16 protein-coding genes are annotated in these 17,725 nt (G+C 47.7%); 4 read left to right on the forward strand and 12 right to left on the reverse strand.

The genetic code is table 11. The features are described 5' to 3' along the window. Nucleotides 1–140: 140 nt before the first annotated feature. Nucleotides 141–284: a hypothetical protein gene (locus NDI44_RS01005; protein WP_190413040.1), complete on the forward strand. Its 144-nt coding sequence runs from the start codon at nt 141–143 to the stop codon at nt 282–284. Between the two features lie 235 nt (nt 285–519). Further along, nucleotides 520–813 (forward strand): WGxxGxxG family protein, encoded by a 294-nt coding sequence (locus tag NDI44_RS01010; RefSeq protein ID WP_190413041.1) that lies wholly within the window; start codon nt 520–522, stop codon nt 811–813. 293 nt (nt 814–1,106) lie between these two features. Here the strand turns inward: NDI44_RS01010 and NDI44_RS01015 are convergent, their stop codons facing one another. The 5 genes from NDI44_RS01015 to NDI44_RS01035 form a co-directional block, all read right to left on the reverse strand. Further along, complete coding sequence (locus NDI44_RS01015; RefSeq protein WP_190413042.1) at nt 1,107–2,522, reverse strand: IctB family putative bicarbonate transporter; 1,416 nt, start codon at nt 2,520–2,522, stop codon at nt 1,107–1,109. Between the two features lie 132 nt (nt 2,523–2,654). Then, complete coding sequence (locus NDI44_RS01020; RefSeq protein WP_190413043.1) at nt 2,655–4,259, reverse strand: GAF domain-containing sensor histidine kinase; 1,605 nt, start codon at nt 4,257–4,259, stop codon at nt 2,655–2,657. A 481-nt stretch (nt 4,260–4,740) separates the two neighbouring features. Continuing rightward, nucleotides 4,741–5,463, reverse strand: a complete 723-nt coding sequence (locus NDI44_RS01025; protein WP_190413044.1) for a GUN4 domain-containing protein — start codon at nt 5,461–5,463, stop codon at nt 4,741–4,743. A gap of 113 nt (nt 5,464–5,576) precedes the next feature. Next, nucleotides 5,577–6,071, reverse strand: coding sequence for an adenylyltransferase/cytidyltransferase family protein (locus tag NDI44_RS01030; protein ID WP_190413045.1), 495 nt, complete (start codon nt 6,069–6,071; stop codon nt 5,577–5,579). Between the two features lie 136 nt (nt 6,072–6,207). After that, nucleotides 6,208–6,888 (reverse strand): response regulator transcription factor, encoded by a 681-nt coding sequence (locus NDI44_RS01035; RefSeq protein WP_190413046.1) that lies wholly within the window; start codon nt 6,886–6,888, stop codon nt 6,208–6,210. A 681-nt stretch (nt 6,889–7,569) separates the two neighbouring features. Between NDI44_RS01035 and NDI44_RS01040 the strand changes: the two genes are divergently transcribed. Then, on the forward strand, nt 7,570–8,997 hold the full coding sequence (locus tag NDI44_RS01040; RefSeq protein ID WP_190413047.1) for an NADP-dependent isocitrate dehydrogenase: 1,428 nt from the start codon (nt 7,570–7,572) through the stop codon (nt 8,995–8,997). 49 nt (nt 8,998–9,046) lie between these two features. On the opposite strand, the gene NDI44_RS01045 is transcribed toward NDI44_RS01040, so the two are convergent. From NDI44_RS01045 to NDI44_RS01075, 7 genes are all read right to left on the reverse strand, one after another. Beyond that, complete coding sequence (locus NDI44_RS01045) at nt 9,047–10,216, reverse strand: hypothetical protein (RefSeq protein WP_190413048.1); 1,170 nt, start codon at nt 10,214–10,216, stop codon at nt 9,047–9,049. 418 nt (nt 10,217–10,634) lie between these two features. After that, entirely contained in the window at nt 10,635–11,798 is a 1,164-nt protein-coding gene (locus NDI44_RS01050; RefSeq protein WP_242034015.1) for an LptF/LptG family permease, read from the reverse strand. A 194-nt stretch (nt 11,799–11,992) separates the two neighbouring features. After that, nucleotides 11,993–12,721: an LPS export ABC transporter ATP-binding protein gene (gene lptB, locus NDI44_RS01055; protein WP_190413049.1), complete on the reverse strand. Its 729-nt coding sequence runs from the start codon at nt 12,719–12,721 to the stop codon at nt 11,993–11,995. A gap of 102 nt (nt 12,722–12,823) precedes the next feature. Next, nucleotides 12,824–13,336 carry an LptA/OstA family protein gene (locus NDI44_RS01060; protein WP_190413050.1) on the reverse strand — a complete coding sequence of 171 codons (513 nt, stop codon included), beginning with the start codon at nt 13,334–13,336 and terminating at the stop codon, nt 12,824–12,826. A gap of 132 nt (nt 13,337–13,468) precedes the next feature. After that, nucleotides 13,469–13,870, reverse strand: a complete 402-nt coding sequence (locus NDI44_RS01065; RefSeq protein ID WP_190413051.1) for a DUF309 domain-containing protein — start codon at nt 13,868–13,870, stop codon at nt 13,469–13,471. A 628-nt stretch (nt 13,871–14,498) separates the two neighbouring features. Further along, nucleotides 14,499–14,861 (reverse strand): ferredoxin thioredoxin reductase catalytic beta subunit, encoded by a 363-nt coding sequence (locus tag NDI44_RS01070; RefSeq protein ID WP_190413052.1) that lies wholly within the window; start codon nt 14,859–14,861, stop codon nt 14,499–14,501. Nucleotides 14,862–14,956: 95 nt separating this feature from the next. Next, complete coding sequence (locus NDI44_RS01075; protein ID WP_190413053.1) at nt 14,957–16,114, reverse strand: DUF58 domain-containing protein; 1,158 nt, start codon at nt 16,112–16,114, stop codon at nt 14,957–14,959. 209 nt (nt 16,115–16,323) lie between these two features. Between NDI44_RS01075 and NDI44_RS01080 the strand changes: the two genes are divergently transcribed. Beyond that, on the forward strand, nt 16,324–17,544 hold the full coding sequence (locus tag NDI44_RS01080) for a type IV pilus twitching motility protein PilT (protein ID WP_190413054.1): 1,221 nt from the start codon (nt 16,324–16,326) through the stop codon (nt 17,542–17,544). Nucleotides 17,545–17,725: the final 181 nt, after the last annotated feature.

The following is a 17,725-nucleotide window of genomic DNA, read 5'->3' on the forward strand; positions in this document are numbered from 1 at the left end:
AAAAGTAAATCCTGGCAACTTCTATCTCCTTGAGATGAAGAGGGCAGAAGTTGTGAGAGCTTTTATCAAACAGAGTTCAGACGGTACGGGGACTTTAGAACCCTTGTCTTGCAGGTTTAGTCTGTTTAGAAGAGAATTCCATGCGCCTTTTTGCAGAAATGGGCTGCTCCCTCACCGCAGTCGGGCAACTTTCTGGTCAACCTGGTGTGCGGATTGATTGCAAGAGCCACCAAACCAAGCAGCCCTCTATCACCATTGACTACCATTTACTACCTGCTGCTTAAGCCAAACTCACATGAATTCGCAAGCTTATTATTGATCCCCAGTCTTAAAAAGTTAAATTTGGTTTATACCCTGAAAATTACCTAATTATAAAGAGGGAGAGAATGGTGGAAAGAAGAGACATTTTCTATCTCTATAGTTAGAGTCTAGAAGTTTTTAATTTATAGCCGTAGATTGATTCTGATTTGGAGGGAAATCTATAAGTTTGTGATGAAGAACGGACAAGGAGCCTTATTTATGAAACGATCTGATTTATCAAAATTTATTGGAGCTGGCGTTCTCTCCTTAAGCATGGCGGTTCTGCCTTTGACTGTGCCTGCTTCTGCTCAAACGAATACTGATACAAATACAACTACAAACACCGATCCTCGCCAAGACGTTAGAACCGTTGAAAGCGATCGCAATTTTGATTGGGGCTGGTTGGGCTTGCTGGGACTGCTTGGTTTAGCAGGCTTAGCGGGTCGCAAGCATGAAGAACCAACCCGTTACCGCGATCCAGATCCAGTAAGTCGTACCGGCTACAGAGAGTAAAAAAACGGGTGGCTTATAGGGAAATTAACGGCACTAAAAAAGGCAAAAGGCAAAAGAAAGAAGAGGAAATCTTTTCTTTGCCTTTTTGCTTTTGAAATTTTCTAAACTTGTTTGGATTCCAGATAAATCAAAAGTCAGAGTCTTTAGTCTTTAGTCATGGGTACAACTCCATCCACTCTAGGAGTGCTGTTTGGACAAGAGTTTGCGAGTTTTTGTTTTTTCGCTCGCCTTTGGACGGAGTGGGTGCCGAAAAAAGTCTAAAAACTAATGAATAATCAAACAGGGAAATCGAATTAACTGTGTTCCGTTAGCGTGTGGGGAGTGCGATCGCTACTCGGTGAGAAAGTGTAATAACTAGCAATCAACGCCACCATCATCCACCAAAGCGTATTTACTTCCGGTCTATACCAAACTGTATCTACCAAACCATGTCCTAATAGACCAAATATCGTGGCGATCGCCGCTATCAGCCAAAAGCCCTCACGCCTGCCCAGTTGCCGCAAACGATTTAGCTGTAGCCATCCTTGGTTAAAGGTGACAATCAGCAACCACATAAAGCAGCAAAAACCAATTAAGCCAGTTTCTACAGCCAATTCCAGGAAAACGGAATAAGCACTTAAGGCAGTATAGCGGGGGCGCTGATAAAGGGGATAAACTTTGTTAAAAGCCTCGTTGCCAGGGCCTATCCCTAAAATCGGGCGATCGCGGATCATCTCAATCACCGCTTCCCAAACGTTGACCCGGAAATTGTTACTGCTATCCTTGCGACTTGCAAAAATACTAAAAACGCGATCGCGCACTGGTTCCACAAATAGGATCGCCACCGCTAGCACTAGCGCCAAACTTCCTAACAGAATCGGCAGCGACCAAGTCCGCCAGAAAGGTGGCAGATGTTCGCCGATCCAGTAAAGCAGCATCAGCGAAAATACTAAAAGCAAAAATATAAAGCCAATCCAGCCGCCGCGACTGAACGTGAGAATCAAACACGCAGTATTAACGGAAAACATCGTCAGCGCTAGCGCTTTACGACTCCACCCGCGCCAAGCAAAAATAGCAGCCAGAGAGAAAGCGATCGCAGGCAAAAGATAAGCAGCGAGTAAATTGGGGTTCCCCAGATAACTATAAACTCGCGTCGTTTTAGACAGGGGAGACGTTGGATCTGTCCAAGTTGCCAGTGCCGCCGCCCCAAAAAACCATTGTCGCAGCCCGTAGACACTAACAATCAGCGCAATGTGGAGATAGACCGCGATCAGGATAGAACGCAGTCGGGGCGATCGCAGCACTCGCGCCATGAGCGCAAAAAATAGCAAATACAGCGTTAGCTTGCCCCAGCCCTTCAAAGCAGCCATCTTTACTGGCGACAGAGCCGTTGCTACTGTAGCAATGCCCCAGTACAGCAACACCAACCAGTGAATTGGGGTAACTTTAGGCGCTTCGCCCGGTACATAACCCGCCTCATCCGAGAGAGTCAGCAGTATCCAAAAGCCAGCACCGGCAGCTAACAACACGCCAACCAGAGCCGTTGACACAAAAGGAGCCAAAGCGAACACTAAAGCCACAAACAAGGCTCCCAACGGCTCAGCCCACTGCACGCAAACGCTACTCTGCCGCCAGCTTCGCAAGCTACCGACCAACCGATGCAAATAGCTTGCACTTTGCCACTGATACAGCGGCAAACTGGACAAGGTAAATTGTTGCCAAACACTCATGTGATAGGTCAGGGGGGAAGTGATTATGGGTGATTGGTATTGGTCACATTAGTCATTGGTCAATGAACGATTAGCCATTTCCCATGACCGATTACCGATTACCCAAGTACATAGTTTATAGTCTCTAGTCCGTCAATCATCACCAATTGTTTCCACCGCATCCACCTGTGGCAAGCTGACTACATAGCGATATCCCGCTTCTGGAGAGCCTTGAACAGAAATGTGCCCACCATGAATTTCTGCCAATAAACAGCTCAGCAACAACCCCAAACTTTCACGAGAACCATTGCCGACTGATAAATGGGACAGCCCTTCTGAGACGGCAGAATCAGCGGCACGAGAGTCATTCAGCAACAATTGATTCATTGATGTGAGGGACGGCACGGAGTATGGCTCTTGAATGTAAGCAACACTGGCTTCTGAGAGAGCTGGTTCTAAGTGATGATTTGGCGACATATCGGACTGGGCATAAAACTCAATCTGCGGTAGACCATCTCCTAGCCAGGGATGAGAAACCCACACCGCAATGTTCAGCTTTTCAATTTTGCGAGAGACATGAATGCGAACCACGCCCCCTGCACTCCCTGAGTTAATTAGATTAAAAATCAGGTAGTAAAGAATTTGCCGCACTTTATCCTTGTCAAGCAACCAGATGCGCTTTCCAGGCTCTACAGATAGACGAATCTGTTGCTGCCGCCCAGACGCAATCTGTTGCAGGTTATTAATCGCCTGTTGACACAGCATTTCGATGTCCACAGAGGTGAAATCGAGTTTTTGGCTAACCTCATCCAACCCTCCCAGAGACAAAATTTCATCAACTAGCGACACTAAGTGCTGACCGCTGTTGTGGATAATCTCCAGGTATTCCTTCTGCTTGGTCGTTAATGGCCCATAAACTTCGCGTCCCAAAACACTTGCCATCCCCATAATTGAAGTCAACGGAGTCCGCAGTTCCTGTGACAGCTGGGATAGCAGTTTGACTTTAACGGAGCTAGTTGCAGAGGGGCTAGGGGTTGAACGGGTCAGGGACAACACTTCACCCGCATTGCTGCCCATACTGCTGTTGTTCGAGGCGGCATTGTATCCCAGGTCTTTACCCGTTTCTGGTTGCCCGTTAGACGACGGCTTAGCAAACCAATAGCTGGAGTTGGTACGCTCTAAAGACCCCAATTGTCGCGTTTCTAAAAACAGACGGTTTCTCTCAAATTCACTCAGACTCCAGCGAGCCATAAGTTCCAAAAAGTCAATATCTTTGCTAGTAAAGTTACGAGGCACTAAGTCCATCACTGCCAGGGTGCCCAGGCAGATTCCACTAGATGATAGCAGCGGTGTCCCTAGATAGGCACGGATGCCGTAGTGCTGCACAAGAGCAGTTTCAGCAAACGCTCGATTTGTTAGCGTATCGCCAGCAATCAAAACTTGATGACTATCGACCACATAAGTACACAAAGATTGATGGCGTGGGAGCTGCCGGGACGTGGCGAGATCGTTCATCAACCCTAATCGTGATAAACCCACAGCTGCTTTGATCCGCTGCTTGTCTTGAGCCATTAAACTTAAAATGCAAATCGGCGCTTCCAAAAATCGGGCTGCTGTTTGAGTAGCTTCCTCGAACACTGGAACCATCTCTGCTTCAAGTAGACCCAATTCTCCCAAAGCAGCGAACCTTTGTTGTTCTCGTACTGCCGGTGTCAAACCATCCAAACGACAAAAAAGTCTGCTTTCTGGGGCTGCCATTACCATCCCTACTCCCATACGCTTTGCTTGTATGACTTAATTTAATATCCCGCTACACTTAGCGTTCCCGAAGAAGGCCTCTAACAAACACGTTGAGCAGAGAGTTTTGCTTTTCGGTTAAAAAGGACTAAGGGTAAATGACACTGAGTTTAAACAAAATTGACTTCTATCGTAGGTTGAACGACAAGAATAGCGGGGGTTCTCCCCCCTAGCGACGTGGTGTTTGAGGTCGTGCAGGCGCGTTCATGCCGTAAGGCTTTAGCCTTCAAGGGAGGAGAAAGCAACAAAAATCAAGGGAGGCGTTGAGTTTCGCACTCGGCTCAACCCAGCCGACGAGTCTTAAGTGACGGTGATTCGATTGAGGAGTCAGGATGAAAAACAAGAGTGAAAAGTAGAGTCATTTCTGCTGGCAAGAGGCTTTCTTGCTTCATTCACTCATCACTCTTGTTTGCTGAGTCCTGAGTCCTGAGCCTTGAAGTTTTCAACTTGACCAGGCGGGATGAGATAACAAGGCGGCAATCACCCGGACACCCCGCAGCTGATTTGACAGAGGCAGATGACCCCTAGGGGCACTGAGATCCCAGGTAAACTCGTTGGGATATCGAGTCCAGTTGTTGCCGCTCTTCCAGCCAATTTTGGGCCAGAACTTTAAGAAGTCTTTGCCGAGACTCAGCCAGATTTCCCGTTGCACGGAAAAACCGAATTTGCCCTCCGAGTGTAGGAACCACAGGCTATTGATGGTTTGTAAATCAGGAATGGGGAAGTTTTCTACCTCTGTAAAGTACAACCATTTTCTCTGTACAGCCTGAGCACCTGCCAATTCACACAGCTTTTGCAAGGTTAGGCGGTCAGCGGCAAGAAAGTCTTGTTGCAAGAGCAGGTGTTGCAGGGAACTGTAGTCGATGCCGCGTTCTGAGTGTAAGGGGATAATGCCGGAAGGGAAATGGGTTTGAAGAAATTCAGTTGCAGCTGGCAAATTGGCGTTGTAGAGGGTCTGGTAGGCTTTAGCTGTAACTAAATTGGTAGGAGTTGACTGATTGTTACGTAAAAATTCCATCAGTACCTCCAAACCGGCATTACCCGCTTTTAGAAGTTCTGGGAGGAGTTGTAGTTGCGTTTTTTCAGAACCCGACTCAAACTTGCAGCGTAGGTCGGTAAGGTCTTGGCTGGTGTATGGTAGGTCGGCAGTCGTTTGGTCTGTCATGAAGCAAGTCATTTCAGGTTGCTGTTAGTTATTAGTCATTAGTCATTAGTCTCTAGTCTTTAGTCCGTAGCCAATGACTAATGACCAATGACTAATGACTTTTGACAAATGCGCTAATCATTTGAGTGCAGGATGCGGTCAATCATCGCTGTGGTCGAGGTGGAAATTTCCACTTTGACCAATTCAATCTGACCTCCGTATGCCTGAACGGCAGGTGTTTCAGGCAGGGTTTCCAAGCTGTAGTCGCCTCCTTTGACATAGATATCGGGCTTGAGTGTTTCAATTAAGCCAGTGGCTGTCAATGAGTCGAAGATTACCACTCCATCCACGGGCTTAAGGGCGGCGAGAACTTCAGCCCGCTGCTGCTCAGGCACGATAGGTCGGGGAGGCAATCCCTGCTGATGGGGCTTGATTGCACGGACGGACTGATCACTATTTAACCCCACGACGAGCGATCGCCCCAAGGACTTTGCTACTTGTAAATATCGAACATGACCTGTATGGAGTAAATCAAAGCACCCGTTAGTAAACACTAGCGGTCGCCATCGGCTAGGATCTGCCGCGATCGCTTGACTTAATTCATTTAGTGTATAAACGCCTGAAATCATAGGTAATGAGAGTTTTGAGCGATATGTTTTGAGTTTTGAGTTATCAGAAAATTTTTAATTTAAAATTCAGAGGCGATCGACTCTTGTCTCTACAACTTAAAAATTGATTACCAATTACCCATGACTGCTTCATCTCTCACGGATCTTCATGGGTGGGAGGTCGGTATCCGTGTTCAAAGGCAAATCGAACTAGTTGAGAGCGATTCTCTAGTTCCAGCTTACTGAGGATGTTACTAAGATGGGTCTGAACGGTGCGCGGACTGATAAACAAGCGATCGCTAATTTGTTTATTGGTAAATCCCTGAATCACCTCCCAAAAAACTCTTTGCTCTGCGGGTGTTAACGGAAGTGGCTCGCAGGTGGCAGAACCCAGCGCTCCGATTGCTGTCGCTGCGGTGGAACTGGTTGCCATCTGCTGCATCAACCGTACCATTTCCGCATGGATGCGGCGCGATCGCTCTAGCTGAGCTTCAATTTTTGCGACTAATTCCCTGGGATCGAAGGGTTTAGTCAGATAATCATCTGCCCCAATCGTATGACCTTGAATTCGGTCTTCTAGCTCTCCTTTGCCTGACAAAAAGATAAACGGTACCAATTGCCCGATAGGAGTTGTTCGCAGGCGTCGGCAGAATTCCAAACCGTCCATCTCCGGCATCATCACATCGCTGACCACCAAATCCGGTGGAGCTTGTTCAAAAGCGCTTAGTGCCTCCATACCAGAACTTACATCCTGAACCAGATACCCCTGGTTTTGCAGGTAGCGTGTCAAGACAGTTCGCAGGGTTCTATCATCATCAACGAGCAAAATTTTTTTCATCGTTACTCTAGAAGAGCGCCTTTCAGGGGCCATATCAGCCTAGGTCTGCAAACTGAATTCATCCCGCTTTGATGTAAGTTGAGGTTTTTGTGAAAAGGGCAGAGGCGGCTTGTGCAGCATATCTCTTTTTTATATCAGCTTGACGTTATCTGGCAGCGTCAAGAGTTTCTCAGCCAGTATTGGTGAGATTGAAGGACTCAAAACCAGCGATCGCCCTCAGTCTACTTTATTATCAGCCTAAAGGATCAGCATAAAGGCTGATGACAGAATGCGCTTAAGATTATTCAAAAAATTAGCCGTTCGACCCATTCTCGTAGAGCCTCTTGGCTAAATAGATGCCAAAGTTTTGATTTGAAGCGCTGATTCCTTCATCCCAGTCACACTTCTAGAGACTACTATTAGGTCTGTAATCCTTTTTTGCGCTCCTTGGTGCCTGGTTTAAACTTCTGACAACGTCCCCTTCTTAGAAACGCGATTAATCTCGTCTCCACCATCCAAAATCCAAAATGAGGTAACAGCCTCCTAGCAGCCCTGCCTCAGCTTGGATGATTTGCGAACATCATGGCAATCAAACCGCCTAAACTGCAAAAAAGCTTAACCGAAACTTTTGCGAATCAGCCGATTTGGTAGTCTTCCTGTCAAAATATTGTCTGGCTAGACTAGATCCAAAAAAAGTGCAATATGTACGAAAAAATCACTCCTCCTGACATGGGCGAACGTATCATCTTCAAAGATGGCGAACCCGTTGTTCCAGACAACCCGATCGTTCCTTTCATTCGCGGAGACGGCACGGGCATCGACCTCTGGCCCGCCGCCCAGAAGGTCTTTGATGCCGCTGTCCAAGCTGCTTATGGTGGCAAGCGAACAATCAGCTGGTTCAAAATCTACGCCGGGGATGAAGCCTGTGAGAAGTACGGCACCTACCAATATTTGCCCCAAGATACCCTAGACGTAATTAAAGAATACGGTATTGCCATCAAAGGGCCGCTAACAACCCCGATTGGGGGCGGCATCCGGTCGCTGAATGTGGCACTGCGTCAGATTTTTGACCTTTACTCCTGTGTCCGCCCCTGCAAGTATTACCCAGGCACCCCCTCTCCCCACAAAAGCCCGGAGAAACTCGATGTCATCATCTATCGAGAAAATACAGAAGACATCTACCTGGGAATTGAGTGGCGTCAAGGCAGCGAAATTGGCAACAAATTGATTGACATCCTCAATAATGAGCTAATTCCAGCTACGCCAGAACACGGCAAAAAGCAAATTCCCCTAGACTCTGGAATCGGCATCAAGCCAATTAGTAAGACGGGTTCCCAGCGCCTAGTGCGCCGTGCGATCAAGAATGCCCTGCGCCTACCCAAGCATAAACAGATGGTGACGCTGGTGCATAAGGGCAACATCATGAAGTACACCGAAGGCGCTTTCCGCGATTGGGGTTACGAAGTAGCGAGCGCTGAGTTTCGCGCTGAGTGCGTTACAGAACGAGAATCATGGATTCTGGACAACAAAGCCCGTAATCCAGAGATTACCTTGGAAGAAAACGCCCGTCAGATTGAGCCTGGGTACGACGCCTTGACGGCAGAGAAAAAAGCCCAAATCACTCGTGAAGTGGAAGATGTTCTCAATGCCATCTGGGAAACCCACGGCAACGGTCAGTGGAAAGACAAGGTGATGGTGAACGATCGAATTGCTGACAGCATTTTCCAACAGATTCAGACTCGACCGGATGAATATTCCATCCTCGCTACGATGAACCTGAATGGTGATTATTTGTCAGATGCAGCGGCAGCGATTGTCGGTGGGCTGGGGATGGGGCCAGGAGCCAATATTGGCGATCGATGCGCCATCTTTGAAGCGACTCACGGCACCGCACCGAAGCACGCTGGACTCGATCGGGTAAACCCCGGGTCGGTCATTTTGTCAGGCGTGATGATGTTGGAATTTATGGGCTGGCAGGAGGCAGCTGACTTGATTAAGCATGGCCTCGGTCAGGCGATCTCTAACGGCGAAGTGACCTATGATTTGGCTCGACTCATGGAACCGCCGGTGGAGCCTCTGAAATGCTCAGAATTTGCCTCCGCCATCATCCAATACTTCCAAAGTAATTAGTCAATAGCGATTAGCAATTAGCGAGCAACCCACAGCTAATTGCTAACAGCTATGGATTTGAGAAAGTATTAATCTGACCCCCACCAATGTAGCGTCCTGGAACGCGACGAGGAGCTGTAAAGTTAGGCTGGTTCAACTGACCCGGTTGCGCTCCGGAATTACCAAGATTGGAGCCAAAACCAGAGTTGCTGTTGAAGCCGCTTCTTTGAGTGTTCGCTCCAGATGGGTACTGCCCATAATTACTGGTCGTTATCGGTGCCACTGGCGGTGCTATCTGTGGTGTTACGGGGACAGCAGGTGCTACAACGGGAGGAACCGCCTGGGGTTGGGTTAAATAGGTGTAAGAATTCGGGGTGGAGGAACCCTGAGTAGCGTTGCTAGTCGTGGGTAAGGGAGTGCTATAGCCTGTAGTGTTCGCTAGGGCACTTGCTGGCGGTGGTGCCATTTGCCCAGTGGATGTGGAATTGGGAAGCTTTTGTTGAGACGTATTTCCCGATGGCGATGCGTTTACTGCTTGGTTTGCCGAATTTTGATTCAACGCTTGTTGCAGGGAGTTGACTGGCAGGACGTTTTGGTTCTGGTTAGTTAAATTGGGCACGCCAAAGCCCAGATTCGGAGTGGAGGTTGCTGTTGTAGTAGGATTTACCGCCTGTTGGTTCGTGGGTGTCAATCCCAAAAATGCCCCTGTATTGGGCTGGGGGCCAACATTTAATCCAGTATTTAATAAATCTTGTGCTGATGTCAGAAAAGGATTGTTCGAGTTTTGCGGAGCTTTGGGGATTCCTGCGATCGCTTGAGGCTGCGCGGTCGATTCTGTATTAGAAGCAGTCGCCGGGTTGCGAGTCAGTTGCTCAAATAAACCTTCTTGCTGGGTGGGATCTTGAGCTTTTTCCTTTCCCTTCTTGCCAGCGCCTTGATTAGTGCCGCGATTAAATTCCTGCATGAGCGCGGGCAAGTTATCGATATCAGCGCCAATCACACTGCTTTCTTGAGAAAGGTTTGGGTCATCTGAGGGATTCTCTGCGGAATCAACTTGCCCACTCTCCGTTTCTCCATCTAAAAGGCTGTTAAGCCATTCTGGGTGTACCCAGTACTCCCATACCCCTATCACCATCATCACCAGTGCGATCGCCGATCCCCAAAACGCAGGGCGCGCGAATGTCCGTAACCGTGCTTTGAGATAGCGGATGGAGGCAGGGACTTGTTTGGAGGATGACATAAGCTGTAGTGCAGCTCGACTTGCACAAGGGATTGTAAGTCGATTTTATACGCTATTGCCTTGAACAGGAACTGTCTTAATATACAGTTTGTTAAAAGATTTCTTTCATTTTTGTAAAATTTTAGCCAAGCTTTTAGTTTACTAAAGTTTAAATTTAGGAAGTTAGAAAGGTTGCGATCGCTCGACGAGCATTAGTTACTAGAAACCGAAAAACACTCACTGAGGGGCAGGGAACAGATATGCCTCTACCAAGAACGGGTGGGTTTATAGATATGCTTAGGCCATGTGCAACTTTTTCTCTCCCCAACGAATTAGGGAGAGAAAACAGTAATTTGCACAGTGCGTTACGCTTCGCTATCGCTCAATATCTTGAGCGAGAACCGTCCCTACACGACTGACGATGACACTACCTTAAAGTTTAGCGGGCAGCTCGAAGCAGGAACCACGCCCCTGCTCCCAATCCAAACAGATTCGGTAACCAAGCAGCAATTACGGGAGAGAGGAAGTTACTTAGTCCCAGAGCATCACCAACGGACATTAACAAATAGTAAGCAAAAATGACGATCACGCTAATCCCAAAACCCGTCGCTTTACTGGTGCGAGTCGGTCTATTGGCTAAAGCGGCACCCACAATACCAAAAACGACACAAGCAAACGGTAAAGCTATTTTTTGGTGAATGCGGATCAGAAGCTTGCGAATTTTTTGTTGATTGCCACTGAGGCGTTCTAATTTCAGACGTTCTCTGGCTTGTGCAAGATTCATTTCGCCGTAGTCGCGCCCAGAATTTGCCAAATCTAGGGCGGTACGAGGCAGCTGCAATTGTTGGTGTTCAAACTTCAAAATATTGCGGTAGGAAGCATCGGGAGAGATTAAATAAATCGTGCCTTTGAAAAAATCCCAGGTGTTTTGTCCTGGATTCCAAGCGGCAGATTGTGAAGTAACAATTTGATTGAGACCCTCCTGAGACCAATCTAAAATTGTCAATCCCTCCATCTTCTGACCGTCAAATTTTTCTGCATAGAACAGGCGTTTTAACACTTGTTCTCTGTTGCCATTGGGTAGCTTAACTTTCGTATATTCTGGATAAAAAATATTGCGTTCTTGGAAAGATGGCTTTTCTTTATTTAGAGCTTTATCTAGACTAACTTTGGCTTGATAGTTCGCCGCGGGTACTACATACTCATTAAACGTAAAGGCGATGCCGGTCACAACAAAACTCAGGACGATCGCTGGTAGCACCAATCGATAAATACTCACCCCGCAGCTACGCAGGGCAACCAACTCACTGTCAGCGGAGAGACGACTATAGGTTAATAAGGCAGCCAGTAGCACTGAGGCGGGAAAGGCATACGCCATAAACTGTGGCAGACTTAACAGCAGGACTTTCAATACGAGCGATGCGGGTAGACCTACATCCACAGTCCTTCTCATCAGGTCAAATAAACTGCCAATCGTTACCCCGATGGAAGAAAAGAATCCCATGCCAAATAGGAAAGGCGCGACCAGCTCGGTGCCAATATAGCGATCCATCACCGAGACTGTCGAAATCAGGGGGGAGAGCGGATTGAAAGATTTGGTCATTGGTCAAGGATCGATGGGTAGGTAACGGGTAATGGGTAATGGGTAATGGGTAATTGGAGGAAAGTTTTAAGGAGTAGACTTACAGTTATCGCGTCTGAAATTTTGAATTCAAAACTCTCTTGTGCTTTCAAAATTCAATGCTTCTTACTGATGACTCTTGTGATTACCAATTCCCGATTACCGATTACCCAAGGCTATCTTTGGAAGTCATCTCCTAAGTAGTACTGTCGCACTAAGGGGTTATTGTAGAGTTCTTCTGAATTGCCAGAGGCGAGGATTTGTCCGTCGCGCATAATGTAGGCTCGATCGGTGATGGCGAGGGTTTCGCGGACGTTGTGATCGGTGATCAAGATGCCCATGTAGCGATCGCGCAGTCCGGCAATAATTTTTTGAATCTCCGATACGGCAATCGGATCGACACCGGCAAACGGCTCATCCAATAGCAAAAATTTTGGCCCTTCTCGCCCCGACGCTAAGGATCTCGCCAACTCGGTGCGCCGACGTTCTCCTCCAGATACCCGAATCCCCAGCGTATTTGCAACTTTTTCTAGCCGAAACTCTTGCAGCAAACCATTTAGACGGTTTTGCCACTCGCGACGAGGCACGCCTGTTTGTTCCAGCACCAAGAGGATATTGTCTTGGACAGTGAGGTTGCGGAAAATACTGGCTTCCTGAGCAAGATAGCCAATGCCTAAATGCGCTCGTTTGTGGATGGGTAAGGTGGTGATGTCCTGGTCATTCAGCCAAACCGTACCTTGATCGGGTTTTTCCAAGCCAGTTGCAATGTAAAAGGTCGTCGTTTTCCCAGCACCGTTAGGGCCGAGTAGTCCCACGACTTCTCCTTGCGCCACTGAAAGGTTGACGCGATTGACGATCGCACGTTTGCCGTAAGACTTGTGAATATTCTCCAGTACGATTTTCATTGAGAACTAGCTAATTGTTCATTGCTAATGGCTAACTGCTAATTATTAAAAGCCATTAGCGATTAGCCATTCGCGATTCGCGATTAGCCATGTGACAAATGGCTAGCGGCTATTCGGCGTTTTGAAGGCTGGTTTAGGATTGACGGCGGGAGCTGGTGGCGCTACGGGTGTAGTTGGAGAATTTGGATCGGCGACCAGATAAACTGATTCTACCTGCCGATTGGACTGAGGCAGGGCAACAAAGCGTCCTTCATCGATCAGATAGGTGATTGTCTCGCCTCGGAGACTATTGCCTTGTTGCAGGACGTAGACGTTCCCACTCAGAACGATGCGGCGTTCTTTGCTGAAATACTGAGCTTGGGCAGCAGTTGCCTGGATCTGCCGCGAGGGGTAATACATTTGCACGTTGCCACGAGCTGTTACTACACCTGTTTTCGAGTTGGCTTCTTGCACATCAGAACGGACGGTGAGGGCGCGTCCGTCATCGGCGGTTTGGGCTTGGGCGGTTTGGATTTGGGTGGGGATAGCGATCGCTCCTGCTAGGACAGCTGGAAGCATCAGCACTAATCCCAGGCGACGCATTAGACTTTGATTAAATTGAAATGAGGACATCATGGGTCTTGCGGAGACATCAAAGACGGTGATCGGCTCTTGTGCCTAGTTTACTCTTTCTAAAGGCTCGATCCAGAACAAATCCAGCGATAACTAGGCACAACAATCCCGACGTTTCTGAGTATTGAGAAGTTTCTAAGCCTCTACTCGCACTATTTTCGGTAACTGTGAAGCATTCTCGTTTTGTTGCATCTGTTCTACAAAATCAACCACGTTTTCTGCTCCAGCTTGTTGCAGTGCCGTCAACAGTTCGGCACTCTGTTCCCGCAGTTCGGTGACATCAATTCCACTGTAAGCAGGTTCGTATGCCTCCAAGCGGCGCATTCCCTCTCCCAGTAAAATAACTGCACCGCGCCAGTTAAGGTTGCCTAGGTGATAACATCCAACGGCAATTTGCAGCACTCCCTGATAAAACCTTTTTTCCGGCTCGCTGGCTTCCATCCACAGAGCCTCTAAGGTGTCGTGGCAGGCGTAAAATTCATGCTGATTAAACTCTTCGATCCCTTGCCAAAATTCAGATGGGATTTCTTCAGTCATTAGTCGGGAACTATATTAATAATTTCATTACTCTGCCGTTTTCGGTTCCCTACCGTCAAGCACCTTCCCTCGTGGTTATGGTTGTGTTCAGGCATCACCACACTTAATAGCTCCAGACGCAGATGCCTATGTTTAGCTGCTTCGCGCGTGGGTGATGGAAAGCCTCCAAAACAAGCGATCGCTTTAAATTTTTAACGGATAGAAAAACTGCTCTGAAATATCTTTATTCAAGTTTAAATAAAGTTTAATATAAATTCATTTAATTTTTTTAATTCTATTGATCAAAATCACATTTTGGGTGGCTTTTTTTAATGGCTTAGCTTGCGATCGCTACTTATTTTTAAAATTCCAATCTTACTTAATTGTTATAATGGTTTATCAGCCCAGGCAAACCAATAAAAAGTGGATTTTAGGGGATAGTTTTTTCCTGATTTATCCAACCAAGCGGAATTTAAAAAATTCTTTCAGCACGCGGGAGGCTTTATTTTGAAGACTTTCTAGGACGTGTGGCTGTTACCGACATGATAAGTTTGATGCTTCAGCTAATCGCTAATCGATAATTGGTAGTTAGGCTAAAAAACATTTATAAGTAGCAACTTTTCAATTAGCGATTAGCTAGAGCAAATCGTTACATACTATCGCGTACGGCTTTAATTTCTTCAAGAGAGATTTCCTGCATCTCACCCCGAAACTCGTTATCTTCTGTCAGAAATAACATGCAGTGGCACTCTTTTCGCTCTCGCATCGGTACGCAAGGACAATTCCAGAAAGTTGCATGTACCTCTGCTTCTTTATCTTCGTAGTGACGACAGGGACACAAAGGGGCACCCAGATCATCTTTATGCTTGGCGAGTCCTTCAATCACTACGGCTGTTACGGAAGGATCGACGCAGAAGTAGGTGCCAGTACGCTTGGCGTAAGTTTCGGAGAAATGGCGCATCGCCTCTAGACTTTTTTCGCTGGATTTTGTTTCAGTTTCTGATGGGTTCATAATATGAGATGACGCGAGATCGACAGGTGTTTATGCATTGTATCTTAAGCCTTTTCCTCAAGGGGATTGGCTGGGATCGATGCAATCGGACAAGCCTACTTCAGAGGGGATTGTAGCTGAAGTTGTAGCGGCTGATCGGTATTGATGACAATTCCAGGGGAATTGCGATTCACAGGCATTGCAGGCTCAGTTAAAGACTCCGGCATCCAGATCATCCAACGGCTACCGGGGGGTAAAGAGCTTAGAGTAACATGATTGGGAGTCAGCCAGATTAAGGGAAGCGTCGGTGGATCTCCAGCACGGGCATCTTCTCCGGCGTAGGTTGCGGCTAGAGTTTCTAAAACCACGCGATGACCTTGCACTAAACCTGTGAAGGCTGTCCAAAGTTTTACACTTAACTGACGCCCACTGGCATAGAAGTACAGGGATGCTGCCGCAATGACTGCTTGCTCAAAATGCTCTGGATTCCAACTGGTGGCGCTATCGAGGCAGATAATTACTTCTTGTCCACCTGTAAAGACTTCTAGTTCGCGTACCTGGAATTCACCGTAACGGGCGCTGGTTCGCCAGTGGATTAAACGAGTGGGATCTCCGACTCGATAGGGACGAAGCGATCGCGTGACTCCTTCTGTTGCAGCTTGAGAACGGCGATCTAAACTCAGAAACAGGGGGCTTTTTTCTTGCCCAATTTCATCCACCATCGGGCAGTTGGTGAGGGGTAAAACGGTGGGATAAACAAATGCCGTAGCGGCAACTTCACGCTGGCGGCGACACCAGAATAATCCCACAGGGGCGGCAGTTCTCAGTTGTACGGTGTTCCACCGATAAACCCCGCGTTTTTGCGTGGGTAGGTAGTAAACCCAGTGGTGAACGCTATGAGGAGAAATCGTTTCAATTGCCGTTTGTACGGGTTGTCCCAATACAAAGGGAAGAACGTCCCGGACTAAAAGTAAGGTTTTGGGATGGTTAACCGGATTTTCAATTTCTAATTCAATGGTTAAATCGTCGCCGACGCTGACGGGCTGGATAGGGCGTCGGGTGACTTGAAGATGACGAAGCGATCGCACGGATAGGAAGCTTGCAATTCCGAGTAGCGCAAAGCTGAGGCCACTAATAACATACAGCCACCCCGCCATTGTGTTCGTGGCAGCTCCAAAAAAACAGACGGCGATGATTCCCAATATCCACCCAGCGTAGGCTGGCGTTACCCACCGAGTTTCCAGCCAGTCTGCTATCCGATTACCGATATTCATAAACAGCGCTGCCCAGTCTAGAGTCTATCTATCCCAGCACCTTAACAAAATTCTGATTACAAATAAATAAGAGATTTTACACCTGTCTGGTAATTTTTTAGAATTAAGGACATTCACGGTTGACTTAAAGAAAATTTTTAAAGGCAAGATCCATTAAACTGTGGTTTTACCGATGCTGCCGGACCCAGTAAGTACCCAGGGGGAAAAAAATGACCAAAGCCAATGATGCTGAAGCGACTCGCGCACAAGCTCCTTCACGCATGCCACCACCACTACCGCCACCACCCGTTCCTCCGCAGATGCAGCCAGGGCGACCCCCAGAAGTTAACAGCGCGACTTCCATCAAACAGATGGTGAAAGATGCGTATGCTCAAAAAGCCTCGGACATCCATATTCGAGTGGGGCAAGTTCCCAGATATCGGATTCGAGGTCAGATGGTAGAGGCTGAGGGTCAGCTCAAGGTAACACCTGAAATTTTTGAGCAAAACCTTGCTGAGATCCTGACTCCTGCTCAGCGAAAGCAGTTTGCAGAAAACAAGGAACTGGATACGGCAATTTTCTACCCAGGTTTCGTGCGCTGTCGGGTGAATTGTTTTGAATCCCTGATGGGCGGAGCAATGGTTCTGCGTTTGATCAGCCTAGAGATCCCTTCGCTTGATAGTTTAGGCTTACCGCAAGTCCTCAAGGATATTGTAAGCAAACCGCAAGGATTGATTTTGGTGACAGGTCCCACGGGATCGGGAAAATCAACGACCTTAGCGGCGATGATTCGTCATCTGAATGAGACGACGAATAAGCACATTGTCACGATTGAAGACCCGATTGAATTCGTCCACCCTTCCCAAAAGTGCTTGGTTAGCCAACGGGAAGTGGGTTTGCATACCAATGAGTTTCACGCGGCACTGCGGTCAGTTCTGCGGGAAGATCCAGATGTGATTCTGATTGGGGAAATGCGCGATCGCATTACCGTTAATACCGCGCTGCAAGCTGCCCAAACAGGTCACTTAGTTTTAGGCACTCTGCACACCCGCAACGCCATCAACGCGGTTAACCGCTTGTTGAACTTGTACAACGCCGATGAACAGCCAGCCATGCGAATTCAAATCACCGATTCCTTGGTGGCAGTGATTGCACAACTGCTGCTGCCAACCACGGATAGTCGTCGCACGGCAGTCCATGACATCTTGATCAATACCCCGGCGATGCAAGATTACTTGCTCAAGGGTGACGATGAGGAAGCTTATCGATTGATGCTAGATGACACGTTCGATGGAATGCAGGTGATGAATCAGGCGCTTTACGACCAAATGCTAGAGGGTCGGATTACTCTAGAGGCGGCATTGAGTGCTTCCCCAGATCCCAACGATCTGGATCGCCGTATCCGCACAGGTGGAATTGACGCTTCTAGTTCGACTCGTACCTGGATGTAAGCTGGGTTTTACAGGAAAGTTAGAGCGATCGCATTTCGGATGTCATCTAGAGCGGTTTGCAGTTGGGTGAAATCTATTGCATTTCTAACGTTTGTTAGGGGCAGGGCATTGCCCTGTTCCTACTCCCCTACTGATGTATGGCAGTGTATGCCATCGGAACGATAAAGGCGATAAGGAATGC

The organism is Trichocoleus sp. DQ-A3 (genome assembly GCF_039961975.1).
GTDB lineage: Bacteria > Cyanobacteriota > Cyanobacteriia > Cyanobacteriales > FACHB-T130 > FACHB-T130.

Excerpts from the sequence above, each read along its gene's own strand:
- NDI44_RS01005 (WP_190413040.1), top strand. The coding sequence starts at position 141 with ATGCGCCTTTTTGCAGAAATGGGCTGCTCCCTCACCGCAGTCGGGCAA.
- NDI44_RS01010 (WP_190413041.1), top strand. The coding sequence starts at position 520 with ATGAAACGATCTGATTTATCAAAATTTATTGGAGCTGGCGTTCTCTCC.
- NDI44_RS01015 (WP_190413042.1), bottom strand. The coding sequence starts at position 2,522 with ATGAGTGTTTGGCAACAATTTACCTTGTCCAGTTTGCCGCTGTATCAG.
- NDI44_RS01020 (WP_190413043.1), bottom strand. The coding sequence starts at position 4,259 with ATGGCAGCCCCAGAAAGCAGACTTTTTTGTCGTTTGGATGGTTTGACA.
- NDI44_RS01025 (WP_190413044.1), bottom strand. The coding sequence starts at position 5,463 with ATGACAGACCAAACGACTGCCGACCTACCATACACCAGCCAAGACCTT.
- NDI44_RS01030 (WP_190413045.1), bottom strand. The coding sequence starts at position 6,071 with ATGATTTCAGGCGTTTATACACTAAATGAATTAAGTCAAGCGATCGCG.
- NDI44_RS01035 (WP_190413046.1), bottom strand. The coding sequence starts at position 6,888 with ATGAAAAAAATTTTGCTCGTTGATGATGATAGAACCCTGCGAACTGTC.
- NDI44_RS01040 (WP_190413047.1), top strand. The coding sequence starts at position 7,570 with ATGTACGAAAAAATCACTCCTCCTGACATGGGCGAACGTATCATCTTC.
- NDI44_RS01045 (WP_190413048.1), bottom strand. The coding sequence starts at position 10,216 with ATGTCATCCTCCAAACAAGTCCCTGCCTCCATCCGCTATCTCAAAGCA.
- NDI44_RS01050 (WP_242034015.1), bottom strand. The coding sequence starts at position 11,798 with ATGACCAAATCTTTCAATCCGCTCTCCCCCCTGATTTCGACAGTCTCG.
- lptB (WP_190413049.1), bottom strand. The coding sequence starts at position 12,721 with ATGAAAATCGTACTGGAGAATATTCACAAGTCTTACGGCAAACGTGCG.
- NDI44_RS01060 (WP_190413050.1), bottom strand. The coding sequence starts at position 13,336 with ATGATGTCCTCATTTCAATTTAATCAAAGTCTAATGCGTCGCCTGGGA.
- NDI44_RS01065 (WP_190413051.1), bottom strand. The coding sequence starts at position 13,870 with ATGACTGAAGAAATCCCATCTGAATTTTGGCAAGGGATCGAAGAGTTT.
- NDI44_RS01070 (WP_190413052.1), bottom strand. The coding sequence starts at position 14,861 with ATGAACCCATCAGAAACTGAAACAAAATCCAGCGAAAAAAGTCTAGAG.
- NDI44_RS01075 (WP_190413053.1), bottom strand. The coding sequence starts at position 16,114 with ATGAATATCGGTAATCGGATAGCAGACTGGCTGGAAACTCGGTGGGTA.
- NDI44_RS01080 (WP_190413054.1), top strand. The coding sequence starts at position 16,324 with ATGACCAAAGCCAATGATGCTGAAGCGACTCGCGCACAAGCTCCTTCA.